Below are 12,955 nucleotides of genomic sequence, written 5' to 3'. Positions count from 1 at the left end.
AGAATATTTATTATACATTCATGCATAATTCTTAGAAAAATTGACTTTCCCCCCGGTTTCTACGTTACAATGATCGGAATTTGCTTAACATTAGTATCACAACATAACAATCAGAATTGTTATTTCAGAGGAGACACATAAATGGCAGATAAGAAAGCCGTACTCCAGATTGAAGGTCATGACCCAATTGAGTTACCAATTTACTCTGGTACTGCTGGTCAGGACGTCATCGATGTTCGTACACTAGGCGGCCACGGTTATTTCACTTTTGACCCTGGTTTCATGTCGACAGGCTCTTGCGAATCGTCAATTACATACATCGACGGCGCAAAAGGCGTTCTACTTCACCGCGGTTACCCAATTGAGCAATTGGCTGAAAAATCTAACTACATTGAGCTTTGCTACCTGCTGTTAAATGGTGAGTTACCAAACGAAGCACAACTAGCTGAGTTTTCTCAGGAAGTGACTCACAACACTATGTTGCATGAAAAAATCGCAGCATTCTTCCAAGGTTTCCGTGTCGATTCTCACCCAATGGCAATGCTGTGTGCGGTTGTTGGTGCGCTTTCGTCTTTCTACCACGATGACCTAGACATTTCTGATGCTGATCAACGTATGCGTTGTGCAGTTAAGTTGGTTGCTAAACTGCCAACAATCGCTGCAATGTGCTACAAGTACAACGAAGGCCAACCTTTCGTTTACCCACGTAATGATCTTGGCTACGCAGAAAACTTCCTACACATGATGTTCTCTGTTCCAGCTGAAGAATACAAAGTAAGTCCAACGCTTGCTAAAGCAATGGACCGCATTTTCATGCTTCATGCTGATCACGAGCAAAACGCGTCAACGTCTACAGTACGCTTAGCGGGTTCTTCTGGTGCAAACCCATATGCGTGTATCGCTGCCGGTATCGCATCACTTTGAAATTCTGCGCACGGCGGTGCGAACGAAGCATGTTTGAAGATGCTTGAAGAAATCGGTTCAGTTGACCGTATTGATGAATACGTAGCAAAAGCAAAAGACAAGAACGATCCGTTCCGTCTAATGGGCTTTGGTCACCGTGTTTACAAAAACTTCGACCCACGTGCGACAGTAATGCGTCAAACTTGCCACGAAGTTTTGAAAGAGCTAAACATTCAAGATCCTCTTCTTGATGTTGCAATGCGTTTAGAACAAATCGCGCTTGAAGATCCTTACTTCATCGAGAAGAAACTATACCCTAACGTAGACTTCTACTCTGGTATCATTCTTAAAGCGATCGGTATTCCAACAAGCATGTTCACTGTAATTTTTGCAATGTCTCGCACTGTTGGTTGGACATCACATTGGAATGAAATGTTATCTCAAGCAGGTCACAAGATTGGGCGCCCTCGTCAAATGTACACAGGCTACACATCTCGTGATTACGTTGCTCAAGACCAACGTTAATTTCTAAAGAAGGCCGCTTTAGCGGCCTTTTTTCATTGCAACTTCGCCACTTTTCATTAAAATTCTCTCGCTCAATTGGCCGAAGAGTTTTCCCTTATGTTTGACGTACAAGCGATCCGTTCCGAATTTCCTATCTTGGAAAGTCAAGTTCATGGTAATCCGCTGGTGTACTTTGACAATGGAGCAACAACACAAAAGCCAAATATGGTGATTGAAGCCGAACGCCAATTCTATTTGCAACACAATGCTAATGTTCACCGTGGTGCGCACTATTTAAGCGCCTGTGCAACTCGTCAATACGAAGAAACACGTTCCAGACTGGCTGCTTACTTAGAAGTAGAGACTAAAGAAATTGTCTGGACTAAGGGTGCGACGGAATCCTTAAATCTGATTGCTCACGGCCTACAAAACCACATTTCGAAAAATGAAGTTATATTGCTCAGCGAGCTTGAACATCACGCTAATATTGTACCTTGGCAGCAATTAGCAAATAAAACAGGTGCAATTGTTAAAGCTATCCCTGTTGATTCACAAGGTATTATCTCCATTGATGTTGCCCTCGAATATATTCAGCGCTATAAGCCACGTATTTTCGCTATCGCCCATGCCTCCAATGGGCTTGGTAATATTCAACCTGTCGCGCAGCTCATCGCAGAAGCAAAAAAACACAACACTATTTGTGTTGTCGATGGCGCTCAAGCCTTTGCTCATCTAGCTCCTAAACCAATTGAATTGGGTTGTGATTTCTATGTAGGATCAGCGCACAAAGCGTTTGGACCGACTGGGGTTGGTTTTCTGTATGGACGTTATGAGTTACTTAATCAACTTCTGCCTTACCAAACTGGCGGTGAGATGATAGATACCGTGACAATAGAACACACAACATTCAATGACGCTCCAAGTAAATTTGAGGCTGGCACCCCAAATATTGCTGGTGTGGTAGCGTTTGGTGCAGCCTTGAAATTTATTCAAGCGATAGATCGACGCACAAGTCAAAAGCATGAACTTACACTTCGCACAGCCCTAGTCGAAGAGCTCAGACGAATTCCAAACATCGTTTTAATCGGAGATCATGAACACAATATCGGCACCGTTAGTTTTGTTGTTAATGGCGTTCATCCGCTCGATATCGCCACATTACTTGATCATCAAGGTATTGCCGTTAGAACAGGACATCATTGCAATCAGCCTCTTATGCAAAAACTACAAATCAGTGGCACGGTAAGAGTCAGTTTCTCGCTGTATAATACCTTAGACGAAATCGCCCTTTTCATTACTGCGTTAAACGAATCATTAGATTTACTGAAAGATTAAAATGAATACAACAAACAACCTCATCGACTCACTACGAAGCCAACAAGGTTGGCAAGCAAAATACAGACAAATTATGTTATTAGGAAAGCAGCTTCCGACATTACCGGAGATGTTGAAAACTGATGATGTACTAGTAAAAGGCTGTGAAAGTAAGGTCTGGCTTCACTTAGCGTGGGATGACCATTCGGGTTGTTTAGTTGCTGTTGGCGACTCGGATACACGCATAGTGAAAGGACTTTTAGCCATTATTCTCGCATTTTACAATGGCAAACGCAGTGATGAGATCAACCAAATGGACGTCGTGTCTCTATTTGAAGAACTCGAACTTATACAGCATTTAAGTCCATCTCGAGGCAATGGCATACATGCCATTAATGAACAAATTAAAACGTTCGCGTCAGCCTAACTGACGCGAACACACCGATTATTTTTCTATACGTGCGCGTTTGTCTAAATATTTTTTAATGGCTTTCGTCGCGGCAAAAAAACCGAACGTGCCAGTTACCATCGTTGCAGAACCAAACCCCGTCGCGCAATCCATATTTTTACTGCCATCAGCCTGTTGCTTCATTTGACAGACCTCTCCAGAGGCGGTTGGATAAACAAGTTGCTCCGTTGAAAACACGCAATCAACATCAAATTTACGTTTAGGGTTATTGGAAAAATTGTACTGTTTTCTTAACAAGTAGCGCACTTTTGCCAAAAGAGGGTCATGGGTAGTCTTCGCTACATCCCCATATTGAATTTGACTAGGATCAGTCTGTCCGCCCGCTCCGCCCGTTGTGATCACGGGAATTTTATTTCTTTTACAATGTGCGATTAATGCTGTTTTTTCTTTAACAGCATCAATGCAATCAATTACATAATCGAAGCCTTGGATAAGATCGCGGTAATTATCCATCGTTAAAAAGTCATCGACCACATCGACCAATACTTCAGGATTGATTAACTCACAACGAGCTTTCATCGCATCGACTTTAGCTTCTCCAATAGTTTCTGACGTCGCATGGATTTGTCGATTTGTGTTCGTTACACAGATGTCATCAAGGTCAATTAACGTCACCTTACCAATTCCCGTACGAACGAGCGATTCAACAACCCAACTGCCAACACCGCCAATCCCCACTACACAAAAATGAGCTTGTGCGAGCCATTGCAGTTGTTGAGTACCGTATAGACGACCAATACCACCAAATCTTAATTCTCTACTCTGACTCATATTACCACTCTAAATTATTCGGTTGTTGCCAATCATTAAATGCATCACTAGACAGAAAACGCTTGAACAACTCTCCCTCAACCGGAGACGCTTTACAATTAATCGATACCCCATCCCATATAAACTGGAGATTATATGCGTGAAGATATGTACGGTCGGAAAGTGAGCCTGCATACAACTCATCGCCAATAATGGGCGCACCTAGACTTTTCAACGCCACCCTAAGTTGATGGGTTTTGCCTGAAAAGGGCTTGAGGATAACGGCCCTAATTCCCGGTTCGATAGTCTGTGAATAAAACCGAGTGATCGCAGGGTTTTCATTACTTTTTAGCAATTTGAAAGCGCCTCGGCGACTTTTTGCCATGTCACCTTTAACCCAACCTTGCTTTTTTTAGGTTTAGCATCGATTAACGCAAGATAGAATTTATCTATTTTCCGCGACTCAAAAATTGCGGTGAGTTTCGCTGCAGCTTCTTTGTGCTTAGCTAACACGATAAGGCCTGAAGTAACCTTATCTAAGCGATGAACAGGAAATAGCTTTCTATTGAGCTGAGCCTCTAGCATCACGACAAACCCCGGAGAGTCTTCTGAATGAAAACTCACCCCAGCTGGTTTGTATGCTATCAAGAAGTCATTGTGATCGAATACGACGTCAAACTGCATTACTTAAATAATCAATTACTTTCTGTAAATCTTCTGGCGTATCTACACCTGCATGCACAGGAAAGTTCGCTTTTTGAACTTTAATGTCATAACCGTGATATAGCACTCGTAATTGTTCCAGTGATTCAAGTACTTCCAACGGTGATACTGGCAGCGCTAAATATTCTTTAATAAACCCTGCACGATATGCATAAATACCCACATGACGCTGAAACGCCTCAAGTTTCACCGCATTTTTATCCAGATTTAGCATTGAGTCACGCTGGAAAGGGATTGATGCTCTAGAAAAATACAGGGCGTTATTTTTAGCGTTAGAAACCACTTTCACTGCATTTGGATTGAACACTTCATCGATGTCGTGAATATCTACACTCAACGTTGCCATAGGTGCATCAGAGTCATGCAACAATTTTGCGACTTGCACAACGTTTTCCGAAGCAAGTAACGGCTCATCACCTTGCACATTGACAACGATTGTCTCTTTCTCGAGAGACAACAAATCCACCACTTCCGCTAAGCGCTCAGTACCAGATTGATGGCTGTCTTTTGTCATTAAAACATTGTCAGTGAATCTTTTAGCTGCATCAAACACTAGCGGGTGATCAGTGGCGATATACACGTCCTTCGCACCTGACCTAAGTGCGGCTTCGTACACATATTGCAGCATGGGTTTACCTAAAATATCAGCAAGCGGTTTACCCGGTAATCGTGTAGATGCGTAACGAGCAGGAATAACGACTACGAATTCCACTTCTCGACCTCATCTAGAGACAACTCGCGAGCTTCTGTTTCGAGTAGTACAGGGATATCGTCACGAATTGGATAAGCTAATTTCGCCGCAGTGCTAATAAGTTCTTTATTTTCTTTATCGTAACGTAACTTACCCTTGCACACTGGACAGGCGATAATTTCAAGTAATTTGGTATCAAACGCCATGGAGGATCCCTTTTCTTAATAAAATTGAATTTAATTCGTTCACTAATGCATCATTTGCACGAGCGTCTACTTTGAGATAATACCAGTTATCTTGTGCAAATGAGCGACATTTAACGGCATCTTTCTCTGTCATTACAATATTCCCTAACCCTAGCTTATCAAAATCCTTTTCAATAAAAGGATGGTGATCCTCAAAAAACTGCATAGACAGTATTTGAGTTCCTAATTGCGTTAGGCTTTCAACAAATCGATTAGGGTTACCAATTGCACTGACAACGTGAGCTTTGTCTATATGGCCCACCTTTACATTATCTTTTACACGATAAATCCCTGCATTTTCCAGGGTATAGTGGTACGCGCTATTACCACCATTTTCAATAACAAGATCGACCGTTTCGAGCCTAGATTGACGTTCGCGTAATGGCCCTGATGGCATTAACCATCCATTCCCAAACTGCCTTTTTGCGTCAACAATACATAGTTCAACATCTCTGCCCATTTGGTAGTGTTGAAGTCCATCGTCACTAATCACAACATCAATATTAAGATCTGCGAGTTTTGATACAGCGGCATTACGGTCTGGCGAAATGACGATTGGGCAGCCAAGTCTGTCAAACAGCAATTTTGGCTCATCCCCGACTTGTTCCGCTTTGTCTTCTTCACTCAAGGTATACGGGTAATATGGTGCTTTTGAACCATAGCCTCGACTAACAATTGCTACGTTCTTTCCTTGGCTTTTCAGATATTCTGTCAACCAAATCACAAAGGGTGTCTTACCATTACCACCAACGCTGATGTTGCCGACCACGATAATAGGCACGTTGTGCTTTACTACTTTCTTAATGCCAAGTTGAAAACTCAGCTTTCGTAATTGAGATACGAAGTAAAACAACAGCGTAAGTGGACTCAACAGCCATGTGAGCCAACTGGCCGGCTTATACCAACTTTGCTCAATTCGACTCATTAATGGTGTCCAGATTGCATCTGACAAAGTGCGGTATACATACCACCTTGCTCAAGCAATTGAGCGTGAGAACCTTGTTCAATAATACGCCCTTTGTCCATCACGCAAATAAGATCCGCATTTTCAATTGTTGAGAGCCTATGCGCAATGACAATAGATGTTTTACCAACCATGAGACTATCTAACGCTTTTTGGATTAGACGCTCTGATTCTGTGTCTAGCGCGGATGTCGCCTCATCAAGAATAAGAATTGGTGCATCTTTTACTATTGCCCTTGCAATTGCAATTCGCTGGCGTTGTCCACCGGATAACATGACACCATTCTCACCAACAACTGTATTCAAACCGTCAGGCAAGTCTTGAACAAATTCCCATACGTGAGCTTGTTTTGCCACCTGAATGAGTTCGTCTTTTGTCAGCGGCGATTTCGCACCATACATTATGTTGTTGGCAATTGTGTCGTTAAACAACACAACTTGCTGGGAAACTAGTGCAAACTGTGCCCTTAAAGACTTCAATTGATATTCCGAGAGACTCAATTCCATCAAGCTTTATCGAACCGGCTTGGTAATCGTAAAAGCGAGGCAGTAAATTAGATAACGTCGATTTACCAGAACCAGATCGACCGACTAGGGCAACCGTTTTTCCTGATTGAATATCTAGGGTTAAGCCATGCAATACCGGTTCATCTTTTGTGGGGTACGTAAACGTTAAAGAATTAATTTCAATATTGCCTAGAGCACGTTCAACGACCACTTTACCGTCGTCTTTCTCTTGCTCGACATCCAACACCTCAAAAATACTTTCCGCTGCCGAAATTCCACGCTGCAAATCACTGTTCACGTTAGCAAGCTGCTTTAACGGCCTCAACATGAGCATCATAGAAGAAATAAGCGTTACAAACGTGCCTGACGTAATCGTCGCAAGCATCGAAGGCATCGCTATGATGGCTAAAATTACGGCCATCGAACCGGCTGCCAGAATCTGAATAACCGACACACTCAGCGCCTTTGTCGCGTCCATTTTTACACGTTGCTGACGATTGCGGTTATTTACCACATCGAAGTGGCTAATTTCTTTCTCTTGCCCACCAAAACCATGGATAACTTTATGACCAGTCAGCATTTGTTCTGAACTGCGGGTTACCTCACCCATTGCGTCTTGGATATTTTTTGAAATTTTTCGAAAACGCTTCGATACAATGCTGACAATGACAGCAACTAGCGGTGTTACAATCACGAATATCAGAGAGAGTTTCCAAGAGGCTTCGAACATTACGATAAGCAAAAAGACGACGTAAGCCCCCTCTCGAATTAGAATCTGCAGCGCACGCGTGATGGCCTGCTGAACTTGCTCAGTATCGAAAGTGATTTTAGAGATAAGCTCCCCTTTCGAATGCTTATCATGAAAACTCACAGGCATCGCGAGCATATGCTCAAATAACGACTGCCTTAACGTTTTCACCACTTGTGAACCAACATAGCTGAGGCAATAAGACGCCATGTAGTTGAAAATACCTCGACCGATCACTAACGCCATCACAAAGTATGGCGCCAAACTCAGCACCTCAGAATTACCAGCTGTGAGACCGTCATCAATAAAAGGCTTCATAAGACGAACGAATAACGCATCCATTGCGGAATAGCCCAACATGCCAATCACCGAAAAAATAGCGATCGCTTTGAACGGCTTTACATATAAAAGTAATCGTTTATAAATCTTAAGAGATGATTGCGTCATTGAACTGCCCAACTACTAAAACGACGCATATTGTAGCTTCCTACCAGCAAAAACAAAAATTTAATTGTCGTAAAACCACCAAGCGCGTACGTCTCGCGCTTTCTCAACTCGAATTTCATTTTCATAAAAGGTGATTTTTATATCTCCATCTAGCGCCGTATCTAAAATAGTCGCACCGGCCGCGATGTACCGAGAAACTACTTGTGGATGCGGGATCCGCCATGGATTGTAAAATGCGCGAGAAAAGATGGCATATTTTGGTTTTACATGATTAATGAAAGAGTGTGAAGAGGACGTTTTCGAACCATGGTGAGGTACTAACAAAACATCCGTTTTTTTTAGTTTGTTACCTAGCAAGTGATTTTCTACTTCTTTTTCAATGTCACCCGCGAGCAAAACTCGGTAGTTGTGATATTCAACTAAAACGACGCAGGAATTGTTATTATCACCAATCATTTTATGGGAACTGCGTGGCCAAAGTGGAGTGAGGCGAAGTCCATTCTCCAACTGTACAGCGTTGTTTGGACATAGCGGTGCCTCCAACACGTTATTACCCGATTGAATGGACTCACTCAAGGATGATTTTAGAAAGGCATCAAGCCCACCTGTGTGATCTTTATCGTCGTGGCTCAGTATTAAATACTCAATGGATAGGTTCTTTTTTTGGCTGAATGGCAGCAACACCGAATCAACATAGTTAAAACGTTCAAAATAGCTTGGGCCTAAATCGTAAAGCATTCCTTGACTATTACGCTCAAGTAATACCATTGTGCCATGCCCAACATCAAATACGACGAGATTAAATAAGAACATCTTCTTTGGTAAGAAACTGAAAGACCGGAAATGCCAGTGTAAGCACAGCGAAACGACGTAACTTATCAAAGAACAATAGAAAAAATGCTAAATAACAACTTACCACCGTTTGCCACGTCATTTGCATCACATTAAGCCACTGCAGGTGTTTCGGTATGGTTTCTAGGTTCGCAAACGCAGACTGAAGAACAAAGTCTAAAATGTCGAAAATAAATGGTTGAACATTAAGACTCGAAAGAACAACTTGTAATAACAAACAAGGAAAAAGGACAAAACTTAAAAATGGAATGGCGATAAGGTTTACCCAAATCCCACTTACGCTAATACCCTGAAAGAAATAAGCCGATATGGGTGCAAGTACAATAAAACATGCCACTTGAATAATTAATAGTAAGTAGAGCCAATTCTTGCGCTGAAACCGGCGAGCATACTTTAATACTCCGATTATCGCGATGCAGGCTAAATAAGAAAGGTAGAAGCCATAATCTAACCAGACAAAAGGGGAATACAATACAGTTAAGACCAATGCAAAGAACAAGACTTGGAATGATAAGTAGGGTCGCCGCAAAACATACGCAAAAACCATACAACTCAACATAATAAATGCTCGGACGGATGAAACAGCACCACCACTTAAATACACGTACAGCAACGCCATTATTAACGAAAAAAGAGCGGCAAGCCTGTTTAAATCGATTAGCTGTAACCCCTTAAACAGTAAAGGAATTTGTAAAATCTTCGTCATCCAAAAACAGACGGTATACATAATGCCCACATGCATACCTGAAATCGCTAACAAATGACTTATTCCATACTCTTTAAACCGCGTGTTATCTTCCTTTGGCATCATCGATTTATCACCCGTAAGTAATACATAATATAGCCAGTCATATGTCAGTCCGATAAGTTGGTGTTTCCACCAAGATCGAAACTGTGCTCTTAGCGACGTATTCTTTTTATCGCTATCCGAAATTGATAAAACTTTTCCTTTGAACACGATGCCCTCGAGATACGCTTTTAACGTGTTATCTCGTCCATAAAAATGGCTGGTTGATCTGAAAGGTTTTAACTTAACTGTCGCGTCGAGAAGTGTATTTTCCTCGATAGTTACGTTTTTATTTGGGAATGTTAGGTATCCACGTTGGCATCGGTAATCAGCTTGGCACACTTTCGCCAGAGTATAGGTATTTGGCGCAGTCGAAATTATCCGTTCTATTTCAACTTTTACTTTAACTGGTTTCATGTCGAGAGAAAATGTCGTCGCTTGAAATTTCGTTACAACAAAAAAGACATATAAAATCCCTAAAATAAAACCTAACACTAAAGCGGAAATCGGCTTAAAATAGACCGCTAGGAAAAGTAAAGCGACAGTAGTGGTCCAGAAAAACCACGAGCCAAATCCGAACATTGTGCTCGCGCTGCCGTAAAGGAATCCCCAACATATCAGTTTTGAAGTAGATGGTTGCAAACTATGGCTAAAAAAACGATCCAACGCTTAATGCCCGATCACAGTAAAATTAAAGAACAAAAAGCGCTTAAGATTTTTGGATCTTTGTTGCATGATGCCAATTTGTGGCATTTGAATCGTCGCTCTGCTCGTGGCGCTTTCGCAGTAGGTCTCTTTTTCGCGTTCATCCCTGTTCCATTTCAAATGGTTTTAGCTGCTGCACTCGCTATTCCGTTACGAGTGAACTTACCGTTATCAATCGCATTGGTGTGGCTTACTAACCCACTTACTATGCCCCCTATTTTTTATGGCGCCTACCTCGTCGGTGTAGCTGTACTTGGCCATGAACAGCAACCGTTTCAATTTGAAGCAAGTTGGCAATGGCTGACAGAAAGCATTTCCACCATCGGCCCTGCGTTTATTGTCGGATGTCTCGTTTGTGCTACGGTGTCTTCAATTGTCGGGTACTTCGGCATCGATTACTTATGGCGTCGTTCAGTTAACAAAGCTTGGGCGGAGCGTTCAAAGAAATAGCGCGAAGAGTGTAGTCGATTTATAACGTTGCACACGTGAAATAATTGCATGACTTGATTGAAAAATAAAATTCAGAATCTCCATACGTAAAGCCATGAATTACAATAAAAAAAAGCCCTATCGGGCTTTTTTCTTTTAAACAATTGCTTTTTACGCTTTCATTTTACGGCGTATATGAACTAGAGGCAGCATTAATAACGACAACCAACCCCAACTTGCTGATTTACGCTCATATAGCTCTACTTCTGGTGCTAGGCACGTTTCTAACTCACCAGCAATTGGCGTTAGAACAACAGGCACTGCGATACTTTCGTATTCTACTTTCCCATCTACGTCGGTAACCACTTCACCTTTGGTATTACGTTTCTCCACTGTTTTAGTGGCGATACCGTAAATAATATTTCCATCCGTAATCTTGTTCGCTTCAGCGACCGTGTACTTAAAGTTTTCACCAGTAGCTGGGTCTTTGCACGGTAATAGATTATTGATGTTGGTAATTTTTTCATCACCCATTTTGTAAATAAAGGCTTCACGGCGACGATTTGACGTGTTTTTATCTACTTCAGCTTGGCCAACAATGTAGCCTGAGTTATTAATCGACTCTACAGCAACATCTGAACCCAAGAAGAAGCCACCAATATCCGCTTCAACGTTATTGTTTATATCGACGTAAAAACCTACAGTGCTCGTTCCATTACCTTCGATTCGACGGAATTGATTACCAATTAACACGTTATTTTCGTTAATATCGACCGCTTTGCCCGACTCAAAGTCATCATTTACTTTTGGAGCTGCAGTGAAACTGCCATCTTTAAAGTAACCAGCAACGATTTGACCTGATTTTTCATTGTCATTGGTACGTGGAGTACGAATAGGTGAAAAACCGGCAACAATACCATTTTTGTTTACTGCAAGACCACCTGATACGAACGCATTGTCTTCGTCATCAAACGGCGTTAAACCTAGGCCTAAATCCGTTGCTTCTATTAGATTGAAATCAGCATCAAGTTTCCAAAGGAAAGCGTTCGCATTATAGAACGTTTCAGAGCGTTGACGCGTCCAGCGACAAACTGCGATGGACTGTGACTCACCTTTACATTGGTCGTCATATAACTCTTGGCCATTTTTGGAAATCGATACCGAGCTTTGACCTGCAACTAAATAACTACCGTCATCAAGATGAACTACGTCCATTGCTTTGGTGTAACCACCAAGCGTTGCTTCCTTTGGATCTAACGTTACTTTCTCACCACTTGGCTTAATGATTATACCACGCGAAAACCAAGGTGTTTCAAATTGGGTTAGCTGATCACCATCCGAATTTGTGAACGTTGTTTTAGCAAATGGCGATGAGTCCCACCCTGCAATTGTGCCATCTTCAGCAACAGAGTTAAGGAAATTAGAGACAGAGCGTGTTAGTCCATCATAATCGCTTGAAGCGGTATCAAAAAGTACTTGTTCTTGTACTTGTTGACCGTTGAAGGTAATAGCAAAACCGTCTACTAGCTTTTGAATTTCGCCATTCGAACTTTGCGCAGTGAGATAACGCATCATAAAAGAATGCGCATCAGCATTCGTTGCAACTGCATTGTTGTTTTTAATGTCGTCTAGCGTGAACGTAATAGTTTTATCAATTAACTCATATTCACGTTTTACTTGGTCATAAAATGACGTGAGACTGGAATCTTCATAGTCAATGTATGATAAATCAATTGGTAAATTGAACACGCCACGTGTTTGACCAATAGCAAATCCACTTTCATTTGCATCAGCAACGTAAGTGTGTTTCACGCCTTCCATCGAAGGTAGCTCTGTTAACTGATAAGTTGCAGCGAAAGCTTGGCTGCAAAACGCTGCAGCAATACTTGCAGCGAGTGTCGTTCTTTTCATTTTAATC

10 protein-coding genes and 3 pseudogenes are annotated in these 12,955 nt (G+C 41.9%); 4 read left to right on the top strand and 9 right to left on the bottom strand.

Annotated features, from left to right (window positions below):
• Positions 1–141 precede the first annotated feature (141 nt).
• The 3 genes and pseudogenes from J5O05_RS00560 to J5O05_RS00550 all read left to right on the top strand — a co-directional run bounded on the left by J5O05_RS00560 (position 142) and on the right by J5O05_RS00550 (position 3,148).
• A pseudogene (locus J5O05_RS00560) lies at positions 142–1,428 on the top strand (citrate synthase).
• Between the two features lie 96 nt (positions 1,429–1,524).
• Positions 1,525–2,742 (top strand): aminotransferase class V-fold PLP-dependent enzyme, encoded by a 1,218-nt coding sequence (locus J5O05_RS00555; protein ID WP_208843141.1) that lies wholly within the window; start codon positions 1,525–1,527, stop codon positions 2,740–2,742.
• A gap of 1 nt (position 2,743) precedes the next feature.
• On the top strand, positions 2,744–3,148 hold the full coding sequence (locus J5O05_RS00550; protein ID WP_208843140.1) for a SufE family protein: 405 nt from the start codon (positions 2,744–2,746) through the stop codon (positions 3,146–3,148).
• A gap of 18 nt (positions 3,149–3,166) precedes the next feature.
• On the opposite strand, the gene tcdA is transcribed toward J5O05_RS00550, so the two are convergent.
• The 8 genes and pseudogenes from tcdA to J5O05_RS00510 all read right to left on the bottom strand — a co-directional run bounded on the left by tcdA (position 3,167) and on the right by J5O05_RS00510 (position 10,485).
• Complete coding sequence (gene tcdA / locus J5O05_RS00545) at positions 3,167–3,961, bottom strand: tRNA cyclic N6-threonylcarbamoyladenosine(37) synthase TcdA (RefSeq protein WP_208843139.1); 795 nt, start codon at positions 3,959–3,961, stop codon at positions 3,167–3,169.
• Between the two features lies 1 nt (position 3,962).
• A pseudogene (locus J5O05_RS00540) lies at positions 3,963–4,624 on the bottom strand (TIGR01621 family pseudouridine synthase).
• Positions 4,614–5,375, bottom strand: a complete 762-nt coding sequence (gene kdsB / locus J5O05_RS00535) for a 3-deoxy-manno-octulosonate cytidylyltransferase (protein ID WP_208843138.1) — start codon at positions 5,373–5,375, stop codon at positions 4,614–4,616. Before kdsB ends, J5O05_RS00540 begins: the two are co-directional and overlap by 11 nt.
• Positions 5,363–5,560 carry a Trm112 family protein gene (locus tag J5O05_RS00530; RefSeq protein ID WP_208843137.1) on the bottom strand — a complete coding sequence of 66 codons (198 nt, stop codon included), beginning with the start codon at positions 5,558–5,560 and terminating at the stop codon, positions 5,363–5,365. Before J5O05_RS00530 ends, kdsB begins: the two co-directional genes overlap by 13 nt.
• On the bottom strand, positions 5,550–6,524 hold the full coding sequence (gene lpxK / locus J5O05_RS00525) for a tetraacyldisaccharide 4'-kinase (protein WP_208843136.1): 975 nt from the start codon (positions 6,522–6,524) through the stop codon (positions 5,550–5,552). Before lpxK ends, J5O05_RS00530 begins: the two co-directional genes overlap by 11 nt.
• Positions 6,524–8,264, bottom strand: a pseudogene (msbA, locus tag J5O05_RS00520) (lipid A export permease/ATP-binding protein MsbA). Before msbA ends, lpxK begins: the two are co-directional and overlap by 1 nt.
• Before the next feature lie 60 nt (positions 8,265–8,324).
• Entirely contained in the window at positions 8,325–9,077 is a 753-nt protein-coding gene (locus J5O05_RS00515) for a ComEC/Rec2 family competence protein (RefSeq protein ID WP_208843135.1), read from the bottom strand.
• A complete protein-coding gene (locus tag J5O05_RS00510) occupies positions 9,064–10,485 on the bottom strand; it encodes a ComEC/Rec2 family competence protein (RefSeq protein WP_208843134.1) in 1,422 nt (473 codons plus the stop codon). Before J5O05_RS00510 ends, J5O05_RS00515 begins: the two co-directional genes overlap by 14 nt.
• Positions 10,486–10,548: 63 nt before the next feature.
• On the opposite strand from J5O05_RS00510, the gene J5O05_RS00505 reads away from it, so the two are divergent.
• Complete coding sequence (locus J5O05_RS00505) at positions 10,549–11,058, top strand: DUF2062 domain-containing protein (RefSeq protein WP_208843133.1); 510 nt, start codon at positions 10,549–10,551, stop codon at positions 11,056–11,058.
• A gap of 150 nt (positions 11,059–11,208) precedes the next feature.
• Here the strand turns inward: J5O05_RS00505 and J5O05_RS00500 are convergent, their stop codons facing one another.
• On the bottom strand, positions 11,209–12,948 hold the full coding sequence (locus J5O05_RS00500; protein WP_208843132.1) for a DUF3466 family protein: 1,740 nt from the start codon (positions 12,946–12,948) through the stop codon (positions 11,209–11,211).
• Positions 12,949–12,955: the final 7 nt, after the last annotated feature.

Source organism: Pseudoalteromonas xiamenensis, from assembly GCF_017638925.1.
GTDB classification, from domain to species: domain Bacteria; phylum Pseudomonadota; class Gammaproteobacteria; order Enterobacterales; family Alteromonadaceae; genus Pseudoalteromonas; species Pseudoalteromonas xiamenensis.
Note: the sequence above shows the minus strand (reverse complement) of the source record. Positions and strands in the feature narration are given on the sequence as shown.

Coding starts and splice junctions, on each gene's coding strand:
- J5O05_RS00555 (WP_208843141.1), top strand. CDS start 1,525: ATGTTTGACGTACAAGCGATCCGTTCCGAATTTCCTATCTTGGAAAGT.
- J5O05_RS00550 (WP_208843140.1), top strand. CDS start 2,744: ATGAATACAACAAACAACCTCATCGACTCACTACGAAGCCAACAAGGT.
- tcdA (WP_208843139.1), bottom strand. CDS start 3,961: ATGAGTCAGAGTAGAGAATTAAGATTTGGTGGTATTGGTCGTCTATAC.
- J5O05_RS00530 (WP_208843137.1), bottom strand. CDS start 5,560: ATGGCGTTTGATACCAAATTACTTGAAATTATCGCCTGTCCAGTGTGC.
- lpxK (WP_208843136.1), bottom strand. CDS start 6,524: ATGAGTCGAATTGAGCAAAGTTGGTATAAGCCGGCCAGTTGGCTCACA.
- J5O05_RS00515 (WP_208843135.1), bottom strand. CDS start 9,077: ATGTTCTTATTTAATCTCGTCGTATTTGATGTTGGGCATGGCACAATG.
- J5O05_RS00510 (WP_208843134.1), bottom strand. CDS start 10,485: ATGTTCGGATTTGGCTCGTGGTTTTTCTGGACCACTACTGTCGCTTTA.
- J5O05_RS00505 (WP_208843133.1), top strand. CDS start 10,549: ATGGCTAAAAAAACGATCCAACGCTTAATGCCCGATCACAGTAAAATT.
- J5O05_RS00500 (WP_208843132.1), bottom strand. CDS start 12,948: ATGAAAAGAACGACACTCGCTGCAAGTATTGCTGCAGCGTTTTGCAGC.